Genomic DNA, 24320 nt, shown 5'->3' on the forward strand with positions numbered 1-24320 from the left:
GCGTCCGCTCGGAACGGAAATCAGCGTGAATCAGGAATATTTTGTTTCAGCGAGATGGGGATTTTATTTCACCAAGTTATATATTCTACAACCCACATGTTGCGGTCCCAAGATTAAAGGAAACTCAATAAATTCCCGTAAAAAACAGTTCGCCCGAGAGCGAACTGTTTATTTCAATAGCAACTATATTCTTGACTATCTGTAATTGATGAACTGGATATCGATCGGCATGTCAGCTTGTCTTACCGCTAAAATAATGGCTTGAAGGTCATCACGGTTTTTGCCTGTCACACGGATTTGATCATCTTGAATTTGAGTTTTAACTTTAACGCCACTGTTCTTAATGAGAGCGATAATGTCTCTTGCTAGGTCTTTATCAATGCCTTGAATTAATTTAGTGCGTTGGCGAACATTTCCTCCAGAAGCACCGTCAAGTTTTCCATATTCAATGTTTTTGATTGATACATTACGTTGAATCAACTTGCTAATTAAAACATCCTTCAACTGCTCTAGCTTGTATTCATCATCGGAAACAAGCACTATCTCTTCTTTATCTAACGTAATACTACTGATACTGCCTTTAAAATCATAGCGTGTTTTGATTTCTTTCTGCGCCAACGTGACGGCGTTTGTAACTTCTGAAAAATCAACTTCTGAAACAATATCAAATGAACTATCTTTTGCCATGATAAACCTCCCACATTTTATTTCTACTATAACAAAAAAACAACAATTTCTCCGTACATACTGCTTAATTCTATAAAAAAACCCTTATGCAGAAAGTATTTTATCGTATTTGTTATGAGTTAGTGTTTAAACAAGCATTATTTCGCATGGTGGCAATTATTGGTTTCATGTTGAATGCTGATTGCGCTTCAGCACTGTTCCTTTATGAAATTTTAGGTATTTCCCACATTTTCATTGGGTACGCTAAATCCTATATAGATTTATTAATTTAGATCCACCTCAATGAGGGCTTCTTTAGAAAGGACAATAAATATGAGGATGTCAGAAAAAGATCTAATCAATCAGATTCAGTCTAACTTATGGTTTACACCTGTTCTTTACATCTTTTATTCCATTGTTTTATTAAGCGTATCATTAGTTGTGGACTTAAACTACAACTTAGGTGATCGAATGAGACCTTTATTTGCCGTAGATTATGAACTAACACTTTCTCTTGTAAGTACTCTTACTCTTGCGAACTTATCGCTTACTATATTCACATTTAATTTAGTATTGGTTGTTTTTGCGACATTTTCTGGACAGTTTTCCCCTCGTACGCTTAGAAATTTCATGGCAAGCAAAGCTACACAACGTGTGTTAGGAATTTTCACTGGTAGTTTTATATATGTGTTATTATCCTTCCTTTTTCTCAATAAAAGGATTGCGGAATATTATTTTGCAGTACCTTTAGTAGCCACCATATTAGCTATTTTATCGATGGGTACTTTTATCTTTTTTATTAATCACGCAGTCGCGTGGTTACGTGTGAATCAAATGACAGATGATATAAAAAAAGAAGCTTTGAACATTATCAACAGCACATTGAGAAAAGAATTAGATGCCTATAAAGTCAAAGACTTCAATGATACAGATGAACAAATAAGGGAAGGAATGGGGAGTCAGATTAAAGCAGGTAAATCAGGTTACATTCAGCGCGTGGATTTCATCATGATGATTAGAAAAGCTCAAGAAGATGACATTATCATTAGCCTTGAGTACACAATTGGGAACTACATCTTTGAAACCACACCAATTCTAACCTACTGGAATAAGCATGAGTATTCCATCCATGAAGATAAATATTTGACTCTTTTTAGTATTGGAAAGAGACAAACAGAAGATCATGATATTGAATTCAGCATTAATAAACTAGTCGAGGTTGCGGTTAGAGCAATAGGGAATTATGATCCTAAGACAGCAAAGACAGCGATTTACCAAATCGGTGAAGTTCTTGTTTCTATTTCACGAGTAGCTGACAACTCTCGCTATTTAGTAGATGATGAGAATAACCTTCGATTAATTCTGCAAAAAAGAGACTTTAATCACTATTTATACAGTGGATTAGGATATATTAGGCACTATGCAAAAGATAATGTGATTGTTTCAACGGATATTTTAGATGTTTTAGATCAAATGGCTAAATCTCTACATCCAAGCGATTATCAATCAGTTTGGGATTTTGCAGTATACAGCGCACAAGGTTTTGAAAATCTATTTCTTTTTGAACATGATAGCCAGCAATTCTATCGAGCGCTACGTAGCATAGCTACTACTACGAATAATCTACCTGAATATGAGAAAATCCTCAAAAAAATATAAGGTGGAATAGTAATATTTACATTAAATAGATCTTCCTACTCAGGGAAGGTCTATTTTTATTTTAATAATTTTAAAACTTCTTGAATCACTTGAAGTTGGTTTCGACCCGATTCAATAAATAGTATGTCATGAAAAACATCCTTACTTGGATAATAGTCACCCAGTATTTATCCTTTTCAGGGATATCCAAATAAAAGTTTGTCTGGCTAACTGACTCTCGGGAAAATGGATGAATTTATTCGGGAGTTTTAATCAGAACTTTTTAAGACTTCAAGATTGACCTTGTAGAATAATAGATGTAAATTAAAAGGAATATATATGAACTGTTCATTTACGAACTGTTGTGAAATAAAGAAATGGAGATATTCAATTGGATAATGAAAATCAAAAATTAATGCAATCAACACAATTATTAAGCTCGTTTTGGAACGTACAAAAGAACTTGATACGACTCGTCCAAAAGTCAGCGATAGAAAATGATTTATCAGTTCCACAATTTTCAATACTGATGGCAATCACACTCCACAAGCAAATGACACAAAAGACAGTTGGAGAAAAAACATTTCTACCTAAAAGTACACTTAGTCAGGGAGTCGATGGACTCGTTCGAGAGGGTTTGATTAACCGGCAACAAGTCGAAGGAAATCGCAGGGAGACGTTGTTGTCACTCACGAAAAAAGGAGAAAAGCTTATTTGTACGATTCATCAACAAGAGGGAGGAATTCATCAAGTATTCCAATCTGTAGGTGAAATGCTAACTAAAAATCAATATGAAGATTTGCTTGAATCTCATCAACAAATCACAACTCTTCTGGAGGCAGAAGCACCAGAACATGAACAAGGGGAGTGTAAGAAGTGATTAAATTACTGAAACACTTATCCGTATATAAGTGGCTTGTTTTAGCAGTTATTGGTCTAGTCTTTATTCAATCCATGTCGGACCTCTTTTTGCCTACTCTAATGGGTGACATTATTGATAAAGGTGTCGTAATAGGAGACATCCCCTATATTTGGAGAATTGGTGGATTTATGCTGTTGGTTTCTCTACTTGGCGCCACTGCCTCTATTATCGCAAGTTATTATTCTTCTAAAGCAGCTATGGGAATGGGACGCGATATTCGTCAAAAAGTATTTAATCATGTTGGGAAATTTTCATTGCAAGAATTTGATGAAGTGGGAACAGCTTCACTAATTACAAGGACAACAAATGACATTACACAAGTTCAGCAAGTAGTTATTATGATGCTTCGTATGGTGATTAGTGCACCTATTATGTTAGTAGGTGGGATCATTATGGCAGTATCAAAAGACGCTAAATTAACACTCGTTATTGTTGCTGCAATGCCTGTGCTAATTGGTACGATCCTCCTTATTCTAAAAAAAGGGGTTCCGCTATTTCAACTGGTGCAACAACGTTTGGACCGTTTAAACTTAGTTTTACGTGAAAATTTAACGGGGATTCGAGTTATTCGTGCATTTAACCGTGAAGGCGAAGAGAAAGTTCGTCTTAAGAAAGCAAATAGAGATTTAACAGATGTGTCGATTCAAGTTAATAAAATAATGGCATTTTTAATGCCTGTAATGATGCTAGTTATGAACTTGACGGTTGTCGGTATTATTTGGTTTGGTGGCATCCTAATTGATAACGGCGCCATGCAAATAGGTGACTTGATGGCGTTTATTCAATATGTCATGCAAATTATGTTCGCATTAGTGATGGCGTCCATGATGTTCGTGATGATTCCACGAGCAGCCGTTTCAGCAAAGAGGATAAACGAAGTGCTTGAGATGAAACCAGCATTCCTCGATGAGGGAACACAAAAGGCGGACCGTGAACAAGGTACGCTTGAATTTGAACATGTGACATTCAGTTATCCAGGAGCAGAGAAACCAGCGTTGTCTGATATTAGTTTTACAGCAAAACCTGGTGAAATCACCGCAATTATTGGTGGAACTGGATCCGGTAAATCAACTCTCGTCAATTTAATACCACGCTTTTATGATATTTCGAATGGAGTGATTCGTGTCAATGGTGTGGATATTCGTAAGGCTTCACAAGATGAAGTTCGTTCGAAAATTGGCTTCGTTCCACAAAAATCCATTCTCTTTACGGGTACGATTGCTGACAATATTCTCTTTGGAAAACAAAACGCCACACATGATGAAATTGTGCATGCGGCACGTACAGCGCAAGCAGAAGAGTTTATCAATAAGATGAAAGATGGCTACAAAGCGGAAATTGAGCAAGGCGGCTCGAACTTATCAGGAGGACAAAAACAACGATTGTCTATAGCGAGAGCACTCATTCGAAAACCGGATATCTATATATTTGATGATAGCTTTTCAGCACTTGATTTCAAAACTGACGCCAAACTTCGTGCAGCATTGAAAGATGAAACAACAGGTGCTACGGTATTGCTCGTTGCGCAACGTGTTAGTACTGTTGTCGAAGCTGACCGAATCATTGTGTTAGACGAAGGTCATATTGTAGGTATGGGAACACATCAAGAGTTGCTTGACACTAATGAAATTTACCGTGAAATCGCCCTATCACAGCTTTCAGAGGAGGAAATAGCATGAGTAAATTAAAGAAACCACCTCAAAATGCTGGACCGATGGGGCAAGGTCCTGGTGGCGGTAACATGATGATGATGGGACAAAAAGCTAAGAATTTTAAAGGAACATTGAGACGTCTTTTAACCTATTTAAAACCACGTCGTAACAAATTGATTGCCGTGTTCTTCGCAGCCATTTTAAGTACGGTTTTTATGATTGCTGGACCAAAAATTATGGGGACGGCAATTACAGAATTATTTGAAGGCGCATATGGGAAATTTCAAGGAACACCTGGAGCGACCATTGACTTTGATAAAATTGGACAGATTCTTTTACTACTTGTTGGCCTGTATGTTTTAAGTAGCCTGTTCAGTTACGTACAACAATATATTATGTCTAGTGTTGCTCAAGATACGGTGTATGACCTTCGTGAAGATGTTAATCAAAAGCTTGAGAAACTACCTCTCCAGTATTTTGATGGAAACCCAAATGGAGAAACACTTAGCAGGATGACCAATGACATTGATACAATTGGCAGCACGCTTCAACAAAGCTTGACGCAGTTCATCACATCCATTGTAACGATTGTGGGAATTATCATCATGATGCTTACGATTAGTCCTTTATTGACGTTAATTTCAATCGTGAGTTTACCGCTTTCAATATTTGTCATTAAACCCATTTTGAAAAGATCCCAAAAACACTTTGCCGATCAACAACGCACACTCGGTGAATTAAATGGACATATTGAAGAAATGTATACAGGTCATCAAATCGTTAAAGCATTTGGACATGAGAAAAAGTCTGGTGCCAAGTTTAATTTGGTTAATGAAGAACTGTATAAAGCGGGGGCTAAAGCTCAGTTTATTTCTGGGATCATCATGCCTATGATGTTCTTTATCGGGAATTTGAGCTATGTATTGATAAGCGTCGTTGGAGGGATATTGGTTACCCAACGTGCTATCTCAATAGGTGATATTCAAGCATTTATTACTTATTCAAAGCAGTTCACTCAGCCCATCACACAAACAGCTAATATCGCAAATATTATTCAGTCAACTGTTGCGGCAGCTGAACGTGTCTTTGAGATGCTAGATGAAGAAGAAGAAACGAAAGAAATTACTTCAGTCCGTTTGGAAAGAGCAGTAGGTGCTGTTGCATTCGAACATGTCGATTTTGGATACGAACAAGACTTACTAATTAAAGATATGAATATTGATGTCTTGTCTGGCCAAACGGTCGCAATAGTTGGACCTACTGGTGCTGGGAAGACGACCATGATCAATCTCTTGATGCGTTTTTATGAGCTGAATGGAGGTAAGATTTTAATCGACGGGCTAGATACACGCAGTATGTCTAGGAGTGATCTTCGAAAGAGCTTTGGAATGGTACTTCAAGATACTTGGCTATTTAATGGAACGATAAAAGATAATATTGCATATGGAAAAATTGGCGCTACAGATGAAGAGATTTTCGCAGCCGCTCGAACAGCTCATGCTGATCATTTCATTCGAACACTACCTGATAGCTATGAAACAGTCTTAAACGAAGAAGCGTCTAACATTTCACAAGGACAAAAACAGCTTCTGACAATCGCGCGAGCTGTTTTAGCAAACCCACCAATCATGATACTTGATGAGGCGACTTCAAGTGTAGACACACGGACTGAAGTGTTTATTCAAAAGGCGATGAACCGATTGATGGAAGGGCGGACTAGTTTTGTCATTGCCCATCGTCTATCAACTATTAAGGATGCGGATTTGATTCTTGTGATGGATCAAGGGAAAGTCATTGAGCAAGGAACACATAAAGAACTTTTAGAAGAAAGTGGTTTCTACGCAGATTTATACAATAGTCAATTTACTGAAAAAGTAGCAGGATAAATAGAAAGAGGCTCGTTCCAAACCGGAAATGAGCCTCTTTTTCTCAAAAGATAATGGATAAGGATGCCGCGCTGTTCTAGGTTGACTTTATGGTGTTTTCGGTTGCCAGATGGTGCGTCGGATTGACGCTATGACTCGCCAGGTTGTACAAAATATCTTCTCCCGCACGATTCGCTCGAATTATAAATCGATAAAGCCTATATTCTTAATGCCATTGACTCCGTTAATTCCGGTATATGTGTTTACCTTGAATATAATCAAGCAAGCAGAGTTAAGATACTTATTTAATGAAATACGGAAAGTAAATTGCCGCTGATTAAGAATCTTCAGCGGCCTTAATTCATATTGAAAAATGAGAATTGAGTGAGAGAAATATGAGGGTAGTGACGGTAATCAAACAATGGAATTTCATGAAATGTTTTGATCAGACTCTAAGGGATCCACTTTAGAAGAATCATTAGAACCAAGTCCTAATGAAAGGTAATATATAAAAAATCCGACGACCATTCCCAAGCACAGAACAAATCCTATCGTGACCGACAAATAATATGCCAATTGTACAGCCTCCTTTTTGAAGTATATGCGAGGAGATGACCACTGTAGATGTTGTAGTTAAAAAAGATTGGTAGACATAGGTGTGTGAAATGGAAAAAACACTCAACTATATCAACTAATACTGTAAGTTGTTGCTTAACCTGTGTTAAGTAAACTCAAAACACAAAGTCCATTCAAATTTTAAGGAGCGGCGGACGTATAACGACCGCTGGTTTGCCATCCATAGAAATTCGGAAACTATAGTCGATACAGTGATCAAATTTTCTTTACATCCTACAGCACTCGGCGTACGGAGAAGGGATATCATGGATAGAGTAGCAATCAATAAATTCCGTAATTTTACAATTACAACGTGAAGTAGGTTAATTACAACGTGAATGCATATTTTTATAACGTCACCGTCCAAAATTACAACGTGACAGCTATTAATTACAACTGAGCCTTCGCTCGACACTATAGCCATCCGTTTTCGCGAAGAAAAGGCACGTGAAAGATGACAAATCTCCACTATCTAGATTAGTGGGATTGCAGATACTAAAAAGAATGAAGGGAGCTGCCGAAATTGTATCTTCGGCAGTTCCCTTCTGAGAAGTCAGTGCTCATTATTTAGTGAACCAAACTTAAAAAGCTATTCTAGTAAAAGTTGTAGGAGAGCGGCGGACGTATAACGGACGCAGGATTACCTATAGGAAAAAGAGAAGAGAGATGACTTTTGTCATCTCTCCCTTGTTTTTCATTCTTTAGTTTATGTGCAGCCGGATTGCCGTACATAGAAATCCGGAAACTATAGTCGATAATGTATTACAAGCCTTACACTCACTTCACTATTCTTTAGGAATTAGGATTACTTTACTATACCCAAATCTCTATCAAGTTCTGTTCATTTGTAAACGCACTTTCTAACGTCTCTTTCGAAATCTTCATGCCACCTTGACGATAACGATTTTGGAGTACCTCATATGCAATCTCTTTTCCGTTAACCGTTAACGCATTACTTTGATTCGTTAAATGATAGCGAAAGGTTACAGGATTACCATATACGACAAATGAACATTCTAAACCATCTAAAGAATAGGGAAGAACAGGGTCAATTTCTAAATGCTCAGCTTGCTGGCGAATGCCAAGACCATTTGAGATTAACTGGTTCATATAAATTCCAGGACCACTGGAATAAATGCGCCAGCCACCTTTGACAGCCACTTTCCCAGTTCTTAAATCGTCAAATCTCTCTTGTGCCTCATAACGTGTATTAAATTTCCCGTCTGAACTACTAAAGTAAGCATTGCTTTGACGCATTTCAGCATTCGAAACGACCTTCGTTATACCAATTGGGTTTATCGTGTCAAGACCTTTCCAAACCTCATCTTTACGCCCTAGTTTTGCCATAGCTTCGACGAAACGAATATGAGCATGGACATATTGCAGACCAATTTCACGCCCAAAATTTGATGCTTGTTCCGCACGTTTAAAGTGTTTGCTCACACCACCCTCATAATTTGCAGGGCGATTCATCAATCTAACACCATCTGGGCAATAGAAATGCTCTTTAATCAAAGCTTCGTGACTTAGTGCTTCTTCCGGGGTTAATAATTCACTTATCATACCTCGAGTCATCGGCAATAATCGATAGTTAATGCCCGTTTTATGATCACTTGGATGAACCATGTTCTCCGGATGTTCAGGATCTTCAAAGTAAAGAAAACCTGGGATTACCCCAGTGTTCAACATATAGGTTTTAAAGTCCTTTTCAATGCCGTCTACTAAGCTCATTAATTCATGTGATTCCTGTGGGTTCACATTTTGTAAGCTTGAAGCGAGATTACGAATTGTTTGGAAGGTAAGGGCAACTGTCCAGCTGCTAACCATATATTGTCTAAGTTTTGGGTTGGCTGGTTGCAATGTATCGTCCCAGTCGCCATCTCCATAAGAAGAAAGATGTGTGTCATGTAAGAAGTTATCTTTTATAGAATTGATTTGTTTTCTAATATGATCCATCAACGTAGCGGTCGATTGTGTGAATGAAAAATCTCCTCGCTTTGTATAAGGCAGGGACATCTCCAATATCTCAAAATCATTAGTTGCAGCAAGGTAATCTGCTACTACTTTAAGAGGCCAGACAATTACGTCGCCGTGGCTATGATCTTGTTGGATTTTTTGATATTCGTCAAACATAAACCATTGTGGCCATTCGCCAGTATCTTCAAATTGGTGAGAGTACAGTGTTTTGATAATGTCCTTTACACTGTCGTACTGATGAGTTGCTAGGAAATATTCGGTTGGTCCCTGGCACACATCTCTAGTTCCCCAAGCTGCACCGCCGTATTGCTCTAGACCATGTGGAACGGAATAGTGAACCAGCATATTATGCGTGTACCACCAGGCAATCGCGTTTACTTTTTCAACAGAATCTTGATTTTCAGGGAATGATAAAGAAAAACCATTCATCAAGCTACTAAAATACGTTTGGTAGCGAGACTTTTCTAGGTCAAAATCAAGCTCTTCGACTTGCTCGAATTTACCAACTAATGAACCTTCCATTGTTAATGTCCAGTCGCTTGAATTGTTGATTTCTAAAGAAACGAGTGAAGCTTCTTTAAGTTTTGACACGCTCATATTAGCCCCATTAAGCGTAAAACGATAAGCAAGTTCAGGATGTATGTGAGCACTGTCGGAATTTGAATCTGCTGTCACAATAAATGAATGTTCATTTTCAACTTCTAAATGGAAGGGAACATCAAACTCATGATTATTCATCGTCATTTGATTGGTCACCATGAAATCATATGACTTATTGTTTGAAGAAGAAACATGTAAGGTTACTGCTTTTTTATCTACAACTGTAAAGCTCGTAATAGTCAGTTCGTCATCAGCAAGCTTATAAATCCATCGAGCATAATTGAACCCTAGTTCGTAAACAGCAGGCATAGTCAATAATTGAAAACTGCCATCGAACTTAACATAAATACGCTGACCAGATGTCTTCATTATATTTAATGGGTTGCGGACATTAGATAATAGCTTGTTCATCGAAGTGTTTCCTAAAACGAGTTGCGCATTAAATACACCTGGCATATAAGATGTGGAAGTAATGGTTGGGTAATCGAGTTGATGATTTTCGCCACTCATTAATATGTGACCATGTGATCGTTCTAATTTCAGCTCTTTTTCTTTCAAAACAACATGTTCATATGTTGGCGTGAAGAAGGATAAGAGTGAATCGCCATCCCATTCCTCTAATAATTTCTCTGGGTAAAGGGCGTCCAGTTCAGGCGATGTCATAGCTGAAGATGATATCGTTCCATTTCCTGAGAAAGCTACATCATGAAGCGAATAAATCGTTTCAAAAGGAGGCTGTTCATTATTTAAGGCATCCCATGATTGTTTAATTTCTTGTGTAAATAATGGACTTTTCACAGCGGCTGGATGATTGCTAGCAACAGCGCCATAGAAAACAAATGATACCTTACCTGTTAACTTCATTTTTTCACTTTGTAGGGCAGTATAAGCAAATTCATATTGATACGTTTCATTGGCTAAAGAAGCTGCTGATAACGCTTCTGGGGTATTAGTTTCTTTGTAGCTTAAACCGAAAAATTGAAATCCATCGGTGGAGTAGGCGACATTTTTTCCTAGAGATCCTTGTTGTAGATAAGGGAAGTCATCACCTTGTTGCTGATTTTGTCTTGTGCAAACAGTAAAACCACTCGAGTCATTTTCAAATACTGCGTGATCTAGGTATTGAGAGGTATACGCTTCATTTGAACGAATGGCATCTTGGTGAGCCAGACCTATATCTTGTCCATATATGATGTCTACTTCAAGCTGTTTCCCATTAAGGGTAATTTCCCAGAACCAGGTTTTTTCATTGGCCAAATGGAAGGTGACTTCATAGTGGATATCGTGAACAGTTCCAACCCACTTGGCTTTGTTTGATGAAGTGGAAAAGGAACTTGCCGATTTCACTCCGAGTAGGGGGTAGAAGTCGATCTTGTCGTTATTAAAAACGCGTAAGAAAATGTTATTAAGTGAGCCGTCGATCGCGTTGCCGAAAAGCTGATTAACCATTATGTTGTTGTGAGAGAAATTTGATACATCTCCAGATGGAAGAAAATAAACTTGCGTATCACCAGTTTGAAGGTGACATGTATTCGTTGTATTTAAAGTCATGATTAGTTCCTCCCTTGTGATATCAATTGGAATGAATGTGATAGAACGTCTATGCTATTCGTTCCTGCATATAAAATGAATGATCCTTTATCACTCTTAAACGAAAAATCAGCGTGATGATAACGAAGTTGTTGTTCTGTAATCGTAAAGGTCACTTGTTTCGTATCACCAGGCTCGAGTGTAATGCTTTGAAAGCTTTTTAATTCTTTCATGGGGCGAACTACTTCTCCCACTAAATCTTGAATATAAAACTGAACAATTTCTTCACCAGTAAAGGAACCAACATTCGAAACGTTCACAGTTGCCGTGATCTCAGTGTCCGTCGTTAGTTGAGTGGACGTAAGTTCAAGGTCTGAATAGCTAAACTGCGTATAACTAAGTCCGAAGCCAAAAGGGAACATAGGATCATTTGGCGCATCTAAATACTGAGACACATAGCGTTCTTGAGCGTCGGGTGCGCCTTTTGGTCGACCAGTATTAAAGTGGTTGTAATACACGGGTACTTGTCCCACATTAACAGGGAAGGACATGGTTAATTTTCCAGAAGGAATTGCGATACCATAAAGAAGGTCCACGATAGCACTTCCACCTTCGCTTCCTGGGTACCACGCTTCAAGTATGGCATCACTGTATTCAAGAACACCATGAAGGTCTAGAGGACGTCCGTTAAATAAAATCGTAATAATTGGTTTTCCACAAGTGGCTAATGCTTTTAGCAACTCCAGTTGAGGAGCAGGTAATTGAATGTTCGTTCGACAGCCTGCTTCGCCACTCATCTCACTATCTTCTCCAACTGCCACAATGATTACATCAGCACTAGATGCTGCGTGCACAGCTTCTTCAAGCTGTTGCGATGAGATTGTTTCTACATGACAACCTGTTACAATGTTCAGCTGTTCAATAGGAAGATGTTTTTCAAATGCTTGTTTTAATGTAACGGCTTCTTCTTTAAGTCCAAGTGCTGACCAAGGACCTAAAATATCGCCACTGTCTACAAATGGTCCTATTAAGGCAATATTTTTGTTCTTATTAAGAGGAAGTATGTGATGATCATTTTTCAATAGTACGCAAGATTTCGTTGCGAGTTCTTTGGATACTTGAAGATGATCTTGATGACCGACTACTTGTTGTTCAAGCTCCACATCAACGCCTCTATTCGGTTTTTCAAATAACCTGAGTTTGTCTTTTAATGTAAGAATGCGAAGAACTGCTTCGTCAATTATGGCTTCCTCAATCTCGCCTTCAGACACTAATTCTGCTAGGTGCTGAACATAACATGCGGTCATCATTTCAATATCGACACCTGCTTTTATTGCTTTCAACGCTGCTTCTTTGTCATCTTCAGCAACTCCATGAGGAATCAATTCCTTCACAGCGCCCCAATCCGAAATTAAGATGCCATCAAAGCCCCATTCATCACGCAGTAAGCTTCTCATTAACTTTTCATTGCCTGTTGCTGGAATGCCATCTACTGTATTGAATGCAGTCATGACCATTTCACAACCTTCATTAAGAGCGGCTTTATAGGCAGGGAGATAAAATTCTCTTAGCTGTCTTTCTGAAAGATCGACTGTGTTGTAATCTCGACCTGCCTCAGCAGCACCATAAGCTGCGAAATGTTTGACACATGCTGCTACAGATTGAGGGTCGTTAGCTAAGTCTGGTCCTTGAAATCCTCTGACAAAGGCTTTCGCGAAGACTTGATTTAAGTAGGAATCTTCACCTGTCGATTCCATGACGCGTCCCCATCTAGGGTCACGAACCAAATCAACCATTGGAGCAAAGGTTACATGAACGCCAGAAACTGCTGCTTCTTTTGCTGCAATTTCTGCACTTTTTTGAGCAAGCTCAGGGTCCCAACTACACGCAATGGCTAAAGGCACCGGGAAAATGGTTTTGTAACCATGAACAATATCTGCCATGAACAAGAGGGGGATTCCAAGTCGGTTATTTTCAAGATGTGTACTTTGAATCGATATCACTTCAGCCGCACCAGAGACACCCAGTACTGACCCAGCGTTTTTAATATGTTCGTCACTTATTGGCATAGCCGCCATCGGTCCAGTTATATGTCCTTGTTCACTTGAGCCTTTAAAGAAAGGTCCCGCAAGCTGAAGTAACTGTGCGATTTTTTCATCTAATGTCATTTGCTTCATCAGGTTTTGGATTGTTGACGTAGTCATTAATTAACCTCCATCTGCTATAGTTTCTGAAACGTTTCACTAAGATGCGTTCTATGTGATTCTTCCTTAATACAATATGAATCGGATACGATCAACTCGTATCGTTTAGCTTAATAGTAAAACTTTATGCAGTACAAAGATAGGAATTTAACTAGTTATTCTTTAATAATGACGGAAATGAACCCTTAATAGCTTAGTATTTTTCCGATTGTGTAAAATGAAAAAATTAAATATTTTGAAAAACAGTTGTAAGCGCATTCAATTTTCATTATAATAGAATTATCGAAACGTTTCAACAAAATCATGACAAAGATTAATATAGTGATAGCAATTGATTTTAGAATTGTTTCGTCTACAAAATTGTCCTGTAATATAAACACATGATTAAAATAGAAAAGGAGATGGAGATCAAATGAAGAAAAAAGGATTAATTTACTTAGCGATTTTAGCAATTGCTTTGTCTGGTATATTAGCTGGGTGTGGTGGTAAAAGTGGTGAAGATAAAGATGGAAACAAAACATTATCAGTCTGGGCAATGGGCGGAGAAGGCAAGTTACTAGGTGAAATGACAGAAAAATTTGAAGAAGCTAATCCTGGAGTTAAGGTGAAAGTACAAGCTATTCCATGGGAATCCGCTCATGACAAACTATTAACTGCTGTTGCATCTGGGAATGGTCCCGATGTATTACAACTAGGAACAACATGGGTTGCAGAATTTGCTGATGCAGGTGCACTACTTGACCTAACTGAATATATGGCTGATTACCCTGACTTTGATCCTGACAATTACTTTGAAGGTGCTCAATCTTCTATGAAGTATGATGATCAAGTTATTGGTATCCCTTGGTATGTGGAAACACGTACGATGTACTATCGCACGGATTTGCTTGAGGAAGTGGGATATTCAGAACCACCTGCAACTTGGGATGAGTTAAAAGATGCTGCAACTAAACTTTCCGCGACAGGTGATGATGTTTATGGTCTTGACATTGATTTAAATGATCAAGTCACACCGTTTATCTTCGCATGGCAAAATGGATTTGAATTCGATGAAGCCGACCCTGATTTCAATTCTCCTGAATTCAAAGGCGGAATAGAGTATTACACAAGCTATTTTGACGAAGGAATAAGTTCGAAATCACCAGGTATTGATATTGTACAAGCATTTAAAGATGGCAAGAAACCTATATTTTTCAGTGGTCCTTGGATGATTAACGTATTTAATGATCAAGCACCTGAACTTGAGGATAAATGGTCTGTTGCAACATTACCTGCTAAGGAAAACAATCTTTCAAGTATTGGTGGAGCAAATTTCACTATTTTTCACAATTCTGAAATGGTTGAAGAATCATTAGATTTTATCGCATATATGAATGAAGTCGATACACAACTAGAGTGGATGGAAAAATCCAATACTCTACCTTCTCGTTTAGAAGCTTGGGAAGATCCTAAATTAGCAGACAATGAAATGTATGCTGCCTTTGGTGAACAGCTTAAGAGTTCACAGGGCGCACCGCAAATTAAAGAGTGGGAAAAAGTTGCTCAAGAACTTCTTTCTTCTATTGAAAGAATAAACAGCGGTGTTAATTTAGATAAGGAAATTGAAAGCTTTAATGAAAAAGCAAAGAGCATTATTGAATAACAGGTTTGTTGAAAAATAAATGGATAATTTCTTCATGAAGACTTCAGCTTAATCCTGTTCAAATGATAGGTAAGTGACGACTCGACGATCACTTACCTATTTTTTCAGGGTTTACTGTTGTTAGATGAAAGAATGTATGAGGTAGGTGGGATAAAATGCTGAACCAAATACTGAAACGTACAGTAAAAGATCGTTATCCGTATATTTTTATTGCACCAGCGTTAACCATTTTAATTCTGTTCAGCCTCCTTCCGATAACAATAGCTTTTGTTATCAGTTTCACTGATATGAATCTGAAAGGGTTGGCCGACTGGTCAAATATAAGTTTTATCGGTATTGAAAACTACAAAACATTATTAACTGATAGCGTTTTTCACAAAGCAGTTTTCAATACGCTATTTTATGTTGTTATTGGTGTTCCGCTCGTAATTATTTCGTCATTAAGTATTGCATTACTGCTTAATTACGGTAAAAACTTAGTATTTACGGTTTTCCGAGCAGTGTATTTTATGCCTGCTATTACAAACATCATCGCCATTGCTGTAGTGTGGGGCTTTCTTTACAATACAGAATATGGCCTTTTTAACTACATCCTTTCATTAGCAGATGTTGATAAAGTGCCTTGGCTAGAGCAACCAGTAATGGCTAAGCTTTCGCTGATCGTTCTTGCTGTCTGGAAAGGGATCGGCATCAACATGATTATTTTCTTGGCGGCGCTTCAAGGCATTCCGAATGCGTATTATGAAGCGGCAAGAATAGATGGTGCGAAAAGATGGCAAATTCTTTTTCAAATCACCATTCCTCTTTTGCGCTATGCAATTTTCTTCGTGACAGTGACAACTTTGATTGGATGGCTTCAATTCTTCGAAGAACCATTTATTATGACTAAGGGTGGTCCGCTAGATGGCACAGTTTCGATGGCTCTGTTTATTTATCAAAGAGGTTTTCAATTTAGTGAGTTTGGCTATGCAGCCGCAGGATCATTTGTTCTCTTTATCGTTATAATCATTGTGACATTGATTCAATTCAAGATGAGAAAATCTGATGTTGAATATTAATCAAATAAAATAACTTCTAGTAAAATACGCTTAAATCCAACAGTATCGGAGTGATATCCAATGCCTTCAGAAAAATCAAAAAGAAACTTGGAAAAATGGTCTGCAATGATTCTGTTAATCTTAGGTGGGTTAATCGTATCGTTACCCTTTATATGGATGATTTCGAGTTCTTTCAAACCTGAGAGTGAGATATTACAAATGCCACCTACGCTTTTTGCAGAAAACCCGACATTTCAAAATTATATTAGCCTCTTTACGAATATGAACTTCGGTGTTTATTTAAAAAACACCTTAATCATTGTGGCACTATCTTTTGTTGGGTTATTTTTTAACGCAATGGCTGGGTATGGTTTTGCAAAATATCATTTTAAAGGGAAAGAAAAAGTTTTCTATGTAGTTCTTGCAACTATGATGATTCCTGGACAAGTGACCATGATTCCTGTTTATTTACTTTTAAATAAAATGGGTCTTATTAACACGATGATTGGAATCGTGTTGCCCGGACTTGCAGCAGCTTTCAGTATCTTTCTATTTAGGATGTTCATGTCAACAATCCCAACAGATCTTATTGAGGCTGCCAGGTTAGATGGGGCAGGGGAGTTTTATATATTTTTCCGACTCATTATGCCGATATCTAAGCCAATCTTTGCTGTACAGGGAATTCTTACATTTATTGCAGCATGGAACAGTTTCTTATGGCCATTAATCATTGCAAATGATGAATCCTTATATACGTTATCCGTAGGTTTATCCTTACTAAAAGGTCAATACGCCAGTAATTTTGCTCTTCAAATGGCTGGAGCAGCCTTTATGGTTATTCCAATCATCATTATATTTTCGTTATTCCAGAAGTATATCGTCGAAGGTTTTACAACTTCAGGTCTAAAGTAAACGATAAGAAGGAGATTTTCTTCTAATGAAGTGATACGCTAGATAGAAGAAAACTTAGACCGAATGGAGGACTAGCTATGGCAACGATTAAAGATGTGGCCAAGCTCGCGGGAGTTGCAATTTCAACAGTTTCCTATGCTTTAAATGATAGTACTAAAATTAGTCAGGCTACTAAAATTAAAGTTCTCGAAGCAGCTCGGCAACTGAACTATCAAAAAAATGGCTTTGCTTCTGACTTAAAGCGAACGAAAACAAATACAATTGCCTTGATTCTTAGCGATCTTGCAGGACCATTTTACTCAGAACTTACAAAAGGTGTTCAAGAAGTTTGTATCGCAAATGGATATGACTTAATTGCTTGTAGTTCTCAAGGTGGAGCACAATCCACAGCTGTTAAATTCTTAACAGAAAAGCGTGTAGATGGTGCGATTATTTTAGATCATAATATTTCAGATGACATTATCATTCAATCTGCTCGTAAGGGATTTCCGCTTATTTTATTGGATCGTGCTTTGAAAAATGATCATGTTGTTCTAGTTGAAGTGGATAACTTTCAAGGTGGCTATGGAGCAACCGAGTATTTAATTCAACATGGTCATAAAGATATTGCTTTTATCAGCGGCCCGCTTAACTCACATGATAGTAACATGAGACATAAGGGGTACTTAGCTGCTATTAGTGAAAATCATCTGATTCAACATTCTAAATGGTACATGCAAGGAGATTTCACTAGAGATGGTGGGTATCTCGCAACTAAAATACTGATTGCTCAAGGGAACTTGCCGAGCGGGGTATTTTATGCGAACGATGAGATGGCTGTGGGTGGAATACAAGCCTTTAGAGAAAACAAAATTAATGTACCAAAAGACGTCTCTATCATCGGGTATGATGACATTCAATTAGCTGAATTCACGACACCCCCATTAACAACAGTAAGACAGCCGAAATATGAAGCTGGAGCATTAGCTATGCATCTAATTTTGCAACAGCTATCAGGTCAAATCGTGAATCCTTATTACAAGCTCTCTACCGAACTGATTGAGAGAAAATCAGTGAAATAAATAAAAGACGGATTTAAATTCAAAACGTGAATTTAAATCCGTCTTTTCCTAAATTAACGTACAGATACACGATTTCTTCCATCTTTTTTCGATTGATAAAGAGCTTCGTCAGCTCTTGAAATTAAATTATTGGCATTGTCATTTATTTCGTATGTAGTAACCCCAATACTGACTGTTATTCTCATATGTTCCCAATTTCCATGGTCAATGTTTAACCGAATTCGCTCTGCAATGACTTGAGACTCTTTTTTGTTCGTATATGGAAGAATGACTATGAACTCTTCTCCACCCATACGCGCAACAATATCAGAATCTCTCGCTTCACTTTGAAGCTTCCAAGACAACTCTTGCAACACAGCATCACCAGTTGGATGACCATACGTATCATTGACACGTTTAAAGTAATCGACATCGATTAATAACAACGAGAAAGGTGATTGGTCGATCTTCGCAATCTCTAAGTATTCTAGAAGTTTAGTATTTAAAAAGCGTCGATTCTTCAATCCTGTTAATGGGTCAGTTGTTACTAATTCTTGTAGCTGAGTATTCATTTCCAACAATTCTTGTTGCTTACATTCAACTTTTCCCATTAATCCTTGTAATTTAATAAACGCATCCTGAGTATCTTGACGAATTTTTTCAGCACTTCGTTTCGCTAAAAGAGTTCATTCTCATACTCATCTCGCACTTTCATTTGTACAAACACACATTCATATCGTTGGTTTCGAACCACCGCATTCATCAATATTGGTATTTTTTCGTTTCCAGCCTTCAAAGTCAAATACATTTCATTTACTTTGCCATGCATCTTAATTGATGGGGGAAAGTACGTTTGAAAATAAATGCGCGATGCGATTGTCAAGAGATCATGTATATGGCTTGGCGTATCTTGTAAGTCAATCCAATCTTGTAACGTTTGATTCATATCTAAAATTCGCAAACTTATATCCATCACCAAATAACCAAAGGGTGCTAAATTCAGCTGTTCTTCCATATTAAGACTCCCATCTACTTTGCCAAAAATGCTTTAATACAAGTAACTGTTTCCTCTGGATAGGTAATATGTGGATTATGACCTGTTGCTTGCATAAGAACAAACTCACTATTAGAAATTTTCCAGTGTACAAACTCTCCTACTTCAACTGGTGCAATGGCATCATTTTCTGTTTGCAAAATCAACGTAGGTGTCGCAACCTTATAAAGCTCATTACGTACATCAGAAGAAAATGTTACTTCCGCAAATTGTCTAGCAATCACTGGGTCATTTGAACATAACTGTTTCTCAAAGTCTTTTGTCAATCCAGGTCTTTCTTCATTTCCCATGGCAACAGGGGCTAAATACTTTGCCCACTCTTTATAGTTCTTCTCCATCATATCTAGTAGTTCATCAATATCGGATTTTTCAAAACCACCGCGATAATGAGATTCATTTAGATAATGTGGAGAAGGACTAATCATAATTAATTTCTCCATCAAATCTGGTCGTTCAATTGAAGCTAGAACCCCGATCATACTACTTACTGAATGTCCTACAAACACAATATTAGTTAAATTGAGTGCATCACAAACTTCAATTAAATCCTGTGCATAACCTTGAAGCGAATTATAACGTTCCTTGGAATACTGTGATTTGTCACTACTGCCTGAGCCTACATAATCAAACAAAACCACTTGATAATCCTCTCTAAAAAATGGAGCAACTTCATTCCATACTAGCTGATCACAACCAAACCCATGAGCAAAGACAATTGTCTTGGATCCATGTCCACTAACATGTACTTGATTACGCTTCATTATATTGGTATTCATATGGTTTCCACTCCTTTTAATTGATAGAATATTGGCGAAATATAGTATATTTTTCAATTCTTAATACAACGTAATATGTATATATTCTAACATTTTTTTTTCATGTATACATGACAGCTTAACTTCAACAAACTATCTTATTACCCGATATTTCAAGCAAGTTCTTTAGAAATTGACTAATTTCAAATGCTATTCCTTACATGAACAAGAGTCGGGAACTGGAATGACAATTTATATTATTTACTCCACTTTAAGTGCGTATTAATTGTCAATATACAACATTTATATAGGGTATATGTTACTATTAATTGATAAAGTAACTAGAAAATTTCATTTATTTGGAGGGATTGGAATGAGCAAAAAACTAACTGGAGTTCTCTCCATTTTAATTATTATTCTCCTATCAGGTTGTCAAGAGAAGGTGACACCAGAGGATCGTTTGGCAGAATACGTAGTCCACTGGAATGAAGGAGAATTCGCTGACATGTATAGTGACTATCTAAACAAAGGGACGAAAGATGTATTTGAGACCGAAAACTTTGTGGAGCGCCAAGAAAAAATACATAGTGATTTTTCTATCGAAAACGTAGAAGTAACATATACGAAACCTAAGGAAGATACGGAATGGAATACGAAAGAGCCGGCAAACTTTGATGTTCAAGTTAAAATGGATACAGTTGCTGGACCGGTGGAATTTGAGAAAACGATGACGTGGATGTACGAAACTCATGATGAAACAGAAAATTGGTTTGTGGAGTGGGATACATCATTCATTTTCCCTGAACTTGGTGAGAAGGATGCGGTAGGTATTTATACAAGCAAGCCTGTTCGGGGTGGAATTCTTGACCGAAACGGACTACCCATTGCGATAAATGGTAAAGGGGAAGAAGTAGGCGTTGTGCCAGAAAAATTCGCGGATGAAGCAAGTAAGACAAAGCTGGCAGAGCTATTAGGTACAACTGTTGAGTATATTGATCGTCAGTTAAACCAGGGGTGGGTAAGGCCGTCTGATTTTGTGCCAATATCAAAAGTAGCGAAACATGAAACTGTATTATTGGAACAGGCCATTGAAATCTCAGGAGTCACATACAGAGAGACACCGATGCGTGAGTATCCTTACGGTGAAGCATTGTCCCATTTATCTGGTTATATCGGAGTTATTACAGCTGAACAATTAGAGAAGCGAAAAGACAAAGGATATACAGAAGCTGACCTCATCGGCCGTGAAGGGATGGAGCAATTACTGGAAGATAAACTTCGTGGTACGAGCGGAGTGCGTATTTACATCCAGCCGCCTGAAAAAGAAGCCAAGACAATTACGGTTGCTGAAAAACCAGCTGTAGACGGGGAAACGATTTCATTGACGATTGATGCAGAGTTGCAGAAAACTACTTATGAAGCCATGAAAGGTGAAGCAGGAAATAGTGCTGCTGTAGATCCGAACACCGGCGAAATGCTTGCTCTTGTCAGTTCACCGGGGTTTGACCCGAGTGAAATGATGTTGGGTATTAGTGGAGATAGATACAAGGAACTTCAGGAAAACCCTTTAAATCCGTTGTTAGCGCGATTTACAAGAACTTATGCACCAGGTTCAACATTAAAACCAATGACTGCTGCAATTGGTATGGAAGCAGGAACACTTGACCCAGCAGAAGGGCTAACGATTAATGGAAAGTCATGGCAAAAGGATGAATCCTGGGATAACTACCGAGTAACGCGTGTCCATGATGAGGCACCAAATCCGATTGACTTGAACAAAGCACTTGTTTATTCAGACAATATTTATTTTGCGCAACAAGCGCTTGATATGGGAAGTAATACATTTGTAGAGGGGTTAAAAAATTTCGGATTTGGTGAAGAAATTCCGTTTGTCTCTTACTTGAAACCTTCACAGATTTCAACGGATGGTAAGTTAGCTTCACTCGGACAACTTGCAGATACATCGTTTGGACAAGGGGAGATGTTGACGAATATTGTCCATCTTGCTTCGATGTATGAAGTATTTATAACGGACGGTGTGATGTACAAGCCGACGTTATTACTAGCTGATGAAAAAGGGCAAGTGTGGAAAGACGGGCTTTTGAGCGCTGAAAATGCGGCGAGTTTACGGACAAGCTTACGTAATGTTATCGTGGATGGCTTTGCACAGGAGGCCAATCTTCCGTCCATTCCACTCGCTGGTAAAACAGGTACAACTGAATTAAAAGCAGCAGGAGAAGTTGATGGCAAACAAAATGGATTCTTTGTTGCGTATAACTCCGAAAACCCCACATTTATACTTGCGATGATGATCGAAAGTGTGGAAGATAACGGCGGCAGTGCTTACGTCGCAGAGCTTGCCTCAACAGTATTTAAAAAACACAATAAGTAACAGTGTTTTGAATGAATGTTTCAGATGTATTTTGAACATACTATAGAACCCTTTACTGCGGCTGAGATTACATCTCAGCCGCTTTTTCTTGTCTTAGAGAGGATTTTTCTTTTCTATATTCTGTCCAATTTTACTAGTGGAATAAAGCATGAAAATCATGGGAAAACTCATCTATATGTCAGTACATAAAATATGTATTTTAAGGGTGTGAGGTTTTTGTATGTCTTCATAATTGGAATGCTTGCAGGAATCATTATATCGCTCGTATTAGTTTTAGTATTCGTTCGACCTCTTATAAAATGGGTTTTCGGATATATTACAAAACTTGTAATGACCGAGAGCTATGAAGAAAATATATGGGAAGTTGTTACGGCATCTAGACGGTTTCACCCCATCACAAATGTTGAAAATAGTTTACGAGCAGAATCAGGAAAAACCATTGAAAGACCATTTGGTACGGCACGAAAATTCTTGAATTTTGATGGACTTATTTTTACTCCCGCGCAACTTGCAACACTACCAACTTCTGAAGACATTTACATTGATACAAAAATAGTGATAGGGCCCTGTGCAAAAAAACCATTAAGGTTAGACATTCCTATTTTACTGGGCGCAATGGGCTATGGGATTGGAGTTAGTGAGAAAGTAAGAATTGCTATGGCAAAAGGGACGGCTGCTGTAGGCACGGCAACGAATACAGGAAAAGGTGGATTTTTACCAGAAGACCGTAAAAATGCCAAGCACCTGATTATCCAATATGGCAAAGCAAAATGGTCAAAAGAGCCTGAGATTTTAAAGCAAGGGGACGCCATTGAAATTCATATTGGTCAAGGGGCTGAAGCTTCTGCGCCATTAGAAATTTCACCTGAAAAATTAAAGGGGAAATCAAGAGAAATCATGGGATTAAAACCAAGTGAAAATGCCGTTATTCCATCGCGACACAAAGAAATTAATCACAAAGATGATCTTAAACCACTTGTTAAACATCTTCGAGAAGTGACGGGTGGAGTTCCGATAGGTGTTAAAATTTGTGCTGGACATAAGCTTGAAGAAGATATAGAAAGTTGTATTCACGCTGAAGTGGACTTTATCTCTATAGATGGTGGTCAAGCGGGTACCTATGGATCTGCACCAATCCTAGAAGACGATTTTGGACTTCCAACGATATATGCTTTATCGCGCGCTATTCAATATTTAGAAAAAAGAAAGGTTAAAGATAAAATCAGTTTGTTGGTTGGAGGAGGTTTCTTTACCCCAGGAGATTGTTTTAAAGCCCTTGCTCTTGGTGCCAATGCAGTTTATATGGGAACGGCTCCACTATGGGCGATGAATCATACACAGTTATTGAAAACGATGCCGTTTGAGCCACCCACACAAATAGCCTTTGATTCAGGAAAGTTAAAAGATAAATTTGATGAAGAAGAAGGAGCTAAAAGTCTTGAAAAGTTTTTTCTATCCTTTGTGGATGAGATGAAAACAGCGGTTCAATCCCTTGGTAAAACGTCCATTACGGAAGTTAATACGGAAGATTTAGTGGCCATAGATGAGTTAACAAGCCATATTACTAAAATACCTTTAGCGTATCAACATAATCAGAAAACAATCAATAGAAGATTTTAAACAGAAACATATAGTACACCCTCTCTAATTTCTGATGAGCTAGTGAGGAGTACATTATTTTTAAGAGACTTATATTCGTGACAACGAACGGGTAATTCTGCTATTTTCACTGCTGGTACGGTCCATGAATGGAGTCATCAATCATGAAAACCTTGAATCAGTCATTTGTGTTTATTGTGGTGACTTTCTTGATTGTGCT

General features: G+C 38.0%; 17 protein-coding genes. 11 read left to right on the top strand and 6 right to left on the bottom strand.

Going from position 1 to position 24320, the window contains the following annotated elements:
* Positions 1-195: 195 nt before the first annotated feature.
* On the bottom strand, positions 196-687 hold the full coding sequence (locus C406_RS0112965) for a YajQ family cyclic di-GMP-binding protein (RefSeq protein ID WP_017381066.1): 492 nt from the start codon (positions 685-687) through the stop codon (positions 196-198).
* An 86-nt stretch (positions 688-773) separates the two neighbouring features.
* Between C406_RS0112965 and C406_RS20775 the strand changes: the two genes are divergently transcribed.
* The 5 genes from C406_RS20775 (at position 774) to C406_RS0112985 (ending at position 6764) form a co-directional block, all read left to right on the top strand.
* Entirely contained in the window at positions 774-959 is a 186-nt protein-coding gene (locus C406_RS20775) for a hypothetical protein (protein ID WP_192812608.1), read from the top strand.
* 46 nt (positions 960-1005) lie between these two features.
* Positions 1006-2325, top strand: a complete 1320-nt coding sequence (locus tag C406_RS0112970; RefSeq protein ID WP_017381067.1) for a DUF2254 domain-containing protein — start codon at positions 1006-1008, stop codon at positions 2323-2325.
* 370 nt (positions 2326-2695) lie between these two features.
* Positions 2696-3184, top strand: coding sequence for a MarR family winged helix-turn-helix transcriptional regulator (locus tag C406_RS0112975; RefSeq protein WP_017381068.1), 489 nt, complete (start codon positions 2696-2698; stop codon positions 3182-3184).
* The gene (locus C406_RS0112980; protein WP_017381069.1) at positions 3181-4905 is read left to right on the top strand and encodes an ABC transporter ATP-binding protein; all 1725 of its coding nucleotides are present in this window, start codon (positions 3181-3183) and stop codon (positions 4903-4905) included. The genes C406_RS0112975 and C406_RS0112980 overlap by 4 nt, the downstream gene beginning before the upstream one ends.
* Positions 4902-6764 (top strand): ABC transporter ATP-binding protein, encoded by a 1863-nt coding sequence (locus tag C406_RS0112985; RefSeq protein WP_017381070.1) that lies wholly within the window; start codon positions 4902-4904, stop codon positions 6762-6764. Before C406_RS0112980 ends, C406_RS0112985 begins: the two co-directional genes overlap by 4 nt.
* Positions 6765-8171: 1407 nt before the next feature.
* On the opposite strand, the gene C406_RS0112995 is transcribed toward C406_RS0112985, so the two are convergent.
* Entirely contained in the window at positions 8172-11486 is a 3315-nt protein-coding gene (locus C406_RS0112995) for a GH36-type glycosyl hydrolase domain-containing protein (protein ID WP_017381072.1), read from the bottom strand.
* 2 nt (positions 11487-11488) lie between these two features.
* Positions 11489-13669 (bottom strand): glycoside hydrolase family 3 N-terminal domain-containing protein, encoded by a 2181-nt coding sequence (locus C406_RS0113000; RefSeq protein ID WP_017381073.1) that lies wholly within the window; start codon positions 13667-13669, stop codon positions 11489-11491.
* Positions 13670-14081: 412 nt separating this feature from the next.
* Here C406_RS0113000 and C406_RS0113005 point away from each other — a divergent pair, with 412 nt between their 5' ends.
* The 4 genes from C406_RS0113005 (at position 14082) to C406_RS0113020 (ending at position 18321) form a co-directional block, all read left to right on the top strand.
* Positions 14082-15311, top strand: a complete 1230-nt coding sequence (locus tag C406_RS0113005) for a sugar ABC transporter substrate-binding protein (protein ID WP_017381074.1) — start codon at positions 14082-14084, stop codon at positions 15309-15311.
* Positions 15312-15481: 170 nt separating this feature from the next.
* Positions 15482-16369 (top strand): carbohydrate ABC transporter permease, encoded by an 888-nt coding sequence (locus C406_RS0113010; protein ID WP_026045701.1) that lies wholly within the window; start codon positions 15482-15484, stop codon positions 16367-16369.
* A gap of 105 nt (positions 16370-16474) precedes the next feature.
* Positions 16475-17260 carry a carbohydrate ABC transporter permease gene (locus C406_RS0113015; protein ID WP_443146803.1) on the top strand — a complete coding sequence of 262 codons (786 nt, stop codon included), beginning with the start codon at positions 16475-16477 and terminating at the stop codon, positions 17258-17260.
* Between the two features lie 77 nt (positions 17261-17337).
* Complete coding sequence (locus C406_RS0113020) at positions 17338-18321, top strand: LacI family DNA-binding transcriptional regulator (protein ID WP_017381077.1); 984 nt, start codon at positions 17338-17340, stop codon at positions 18319-18321.
* 53 nt (positions 18322-18374) lie between these two features.
* Here C406_RS0113020 and C406_RS21070 read toward each other — a convergent pair whose 3' ends face one another.
* From C406_RS21070 to C406_RS0113030, 3 genes are all read right to left on the bottom strand, one after another.
* Positions 18375-18911 carry a GGDEF domain-containing protein gene (locus C406_RS21070; RefSeq protein WP_017381078.1) on the bottom strand — a complete coding sequence of 179 codons (537 nt, stop codon included), beginning with the start codon at positions 18909-18911 and terminating at the stop codon, positions 18375-18377.
* 65 nt (positions 18912-18976) lie between these two features.
* Positions 18977-19315 (bottom strand): hypothetical protein, encoded by a 339-nt coding sequence (locus tag C406_RS21075; RefSeq protein WP_017381079.1) that lies wholly within the window; start codon positions 19313-19315, stop codon positions 18977-18979.
* A gap of 14 nt (positions 19316-19329) precedes the next feature.
* Positions 19330-20130, bottom strand: coding sequence for an alpha/beta fold hydrolase (locus C406_RS0113030; RefSeq protein WP_017381080.1), 801 nt, complete (start codon positions 20128-20130; stop codon positions 19330-19332).
* A 352-nt stretch (positions 20131-20482) separates the two neighbouring features.
* On the opposite strand from C406_RS0113030, the gene C406_RS0113035 reads away from it, so the two are divergent.
* Together C406_RS0113035 and C406_RS0113040 are read left to right on the top strand one after the other, a co-directional pair.
* Complete coding sequence (locus C406_RS0113035) at positions 20483-22501, top strand: penicillin-binding transpeptidase domain-containing protein (protein ID WP_017381081.1); 2019 nt, start codon at positions 20483-20485, stop codon at positions 22499-22501.
* 192 nt (positions 22502-22693) lie between these two features.
* Positions 22694-24121 (top strand): FMN-binding glutamate synthase family protein, encoded by a 1428-nt coding sequence (locus C406_RS0113040; RefSeq protein WP_026045702.1) that lies wholly within the window; start codon positions 22694-22696, stop codon positions 24119-24121.
* The last annotated feature ends 199 nt before the right edge of the window (positions 24122-24320 follow it).

Source organism: Paenisporosarcina sp. TG-14 (assembly GCF_000297555.1).
Taxonomy (GTDB): Bacteria; Bacillota; Bacilli; order Bacillales_A; family Planococcaceae; genus Paenisporosarcina; species Paenisporosarcina antarctica.

Excerpts from the sequence above, each read along its gene's own strand:
- C406_RS0113030 (WP_017381080.1), bottom strand. The coding sequence starts at position 20,130 with ATGAATACCAATATAATGAAGCGTAATCAAGTACATGTTAGTGGACAT.
- C406_RS21070 (WP_017381078.1), bottom strand. The coding sequence starts at position 18,911 with ATGGGAAAAGTTGAATGTAAGCAACAAGAATTGTTGGAAATGAATACT.
- C406_RS0113015 (WP_443146803.1), top strand. The coding sequence starts at position 16,475 with ATGATTCTGTTAATCTTAGGTGGGTTAATCGTATCGTTACCCTTTATA.
- C406_RS0113020 (WP_017381077.1), top strand. The coding sequence starts at position 17,338 with ATGGCAACGATTAAAGATGTGGCCAAGCTCGCGGGAGTTGCAATTTCA.
- C406_RS0112965 (WP_017381066.1), bottom strand. The coding sequence starts at position 687 with ATGGCAAAAGATAGTTCATTTGATATTGTTTCAGAAGTTGATTTTTCA.
- C406_RS0113000 (WP_017381073.1), bottom strand. The coding sequence starts at position 13,669 with ATGACTACGTCAACAATCCAAAACCTGATGAAGCAAATGACATTAGAT.
- C406_RS0113040 (WP_026045702.1), top strand. The coding sequence starts at position 22,694 with ATGTATTTTAAGGGTGTGAGGTTTTTGTATGTCTTCATAATTGGAATG.
- C406_RS0113035 (WP_017381081.1), top strand. The coding sequence starts at position 20,483 with ATGAGCAAAAAACTAACTGGAGTTCTCTCCATTTTAATTATTATTCTC.
- C406_RS0112970 (WP_017381067.1), top strand. The coding sequence starts at position 1,006 with ATGTCAGAAAAAGATCTAATCAATCAGATTCAGTCTAACTTATGGTTT.
- C406_RS0112995 (WP_017381072.1), bottom strand. The coding sequence starts at position 11,486 with ATGACTTTAAATACAACGAATACATGTCACCTTCAAACTGGTGATACG.
- C406_RS0113005 (WP_017381074.1), top strand. The coding sequence starts at position 14,082 with ATGAAGAAAAAAGGATTAATTTACTTAGCGATTTTAGCAATTGCTTTG.
- C406_RS20775 (WP_192812608.1), top strand. The coding sequence starts at position 774 with ATGCAGAAAGTATTTTATCGTATTTGTTATGAGTTAGTGTTTAAACAA.
- C406_RS0112985 (WP_017381070.1), top strand. The coding sequence starts at position 4,902 with ATGAGTAAATTAAAGAAACCACCTCAAAATGCTGGACCGATGGGGCAA.
- C406_RS21075 (WP_017381079.1), bottom strand. The coding sequence starts at position 19,315 with ATGGAAGAACAGCTGAATTTAGCACCCTTTGGTTATTTGGTGATGGAT.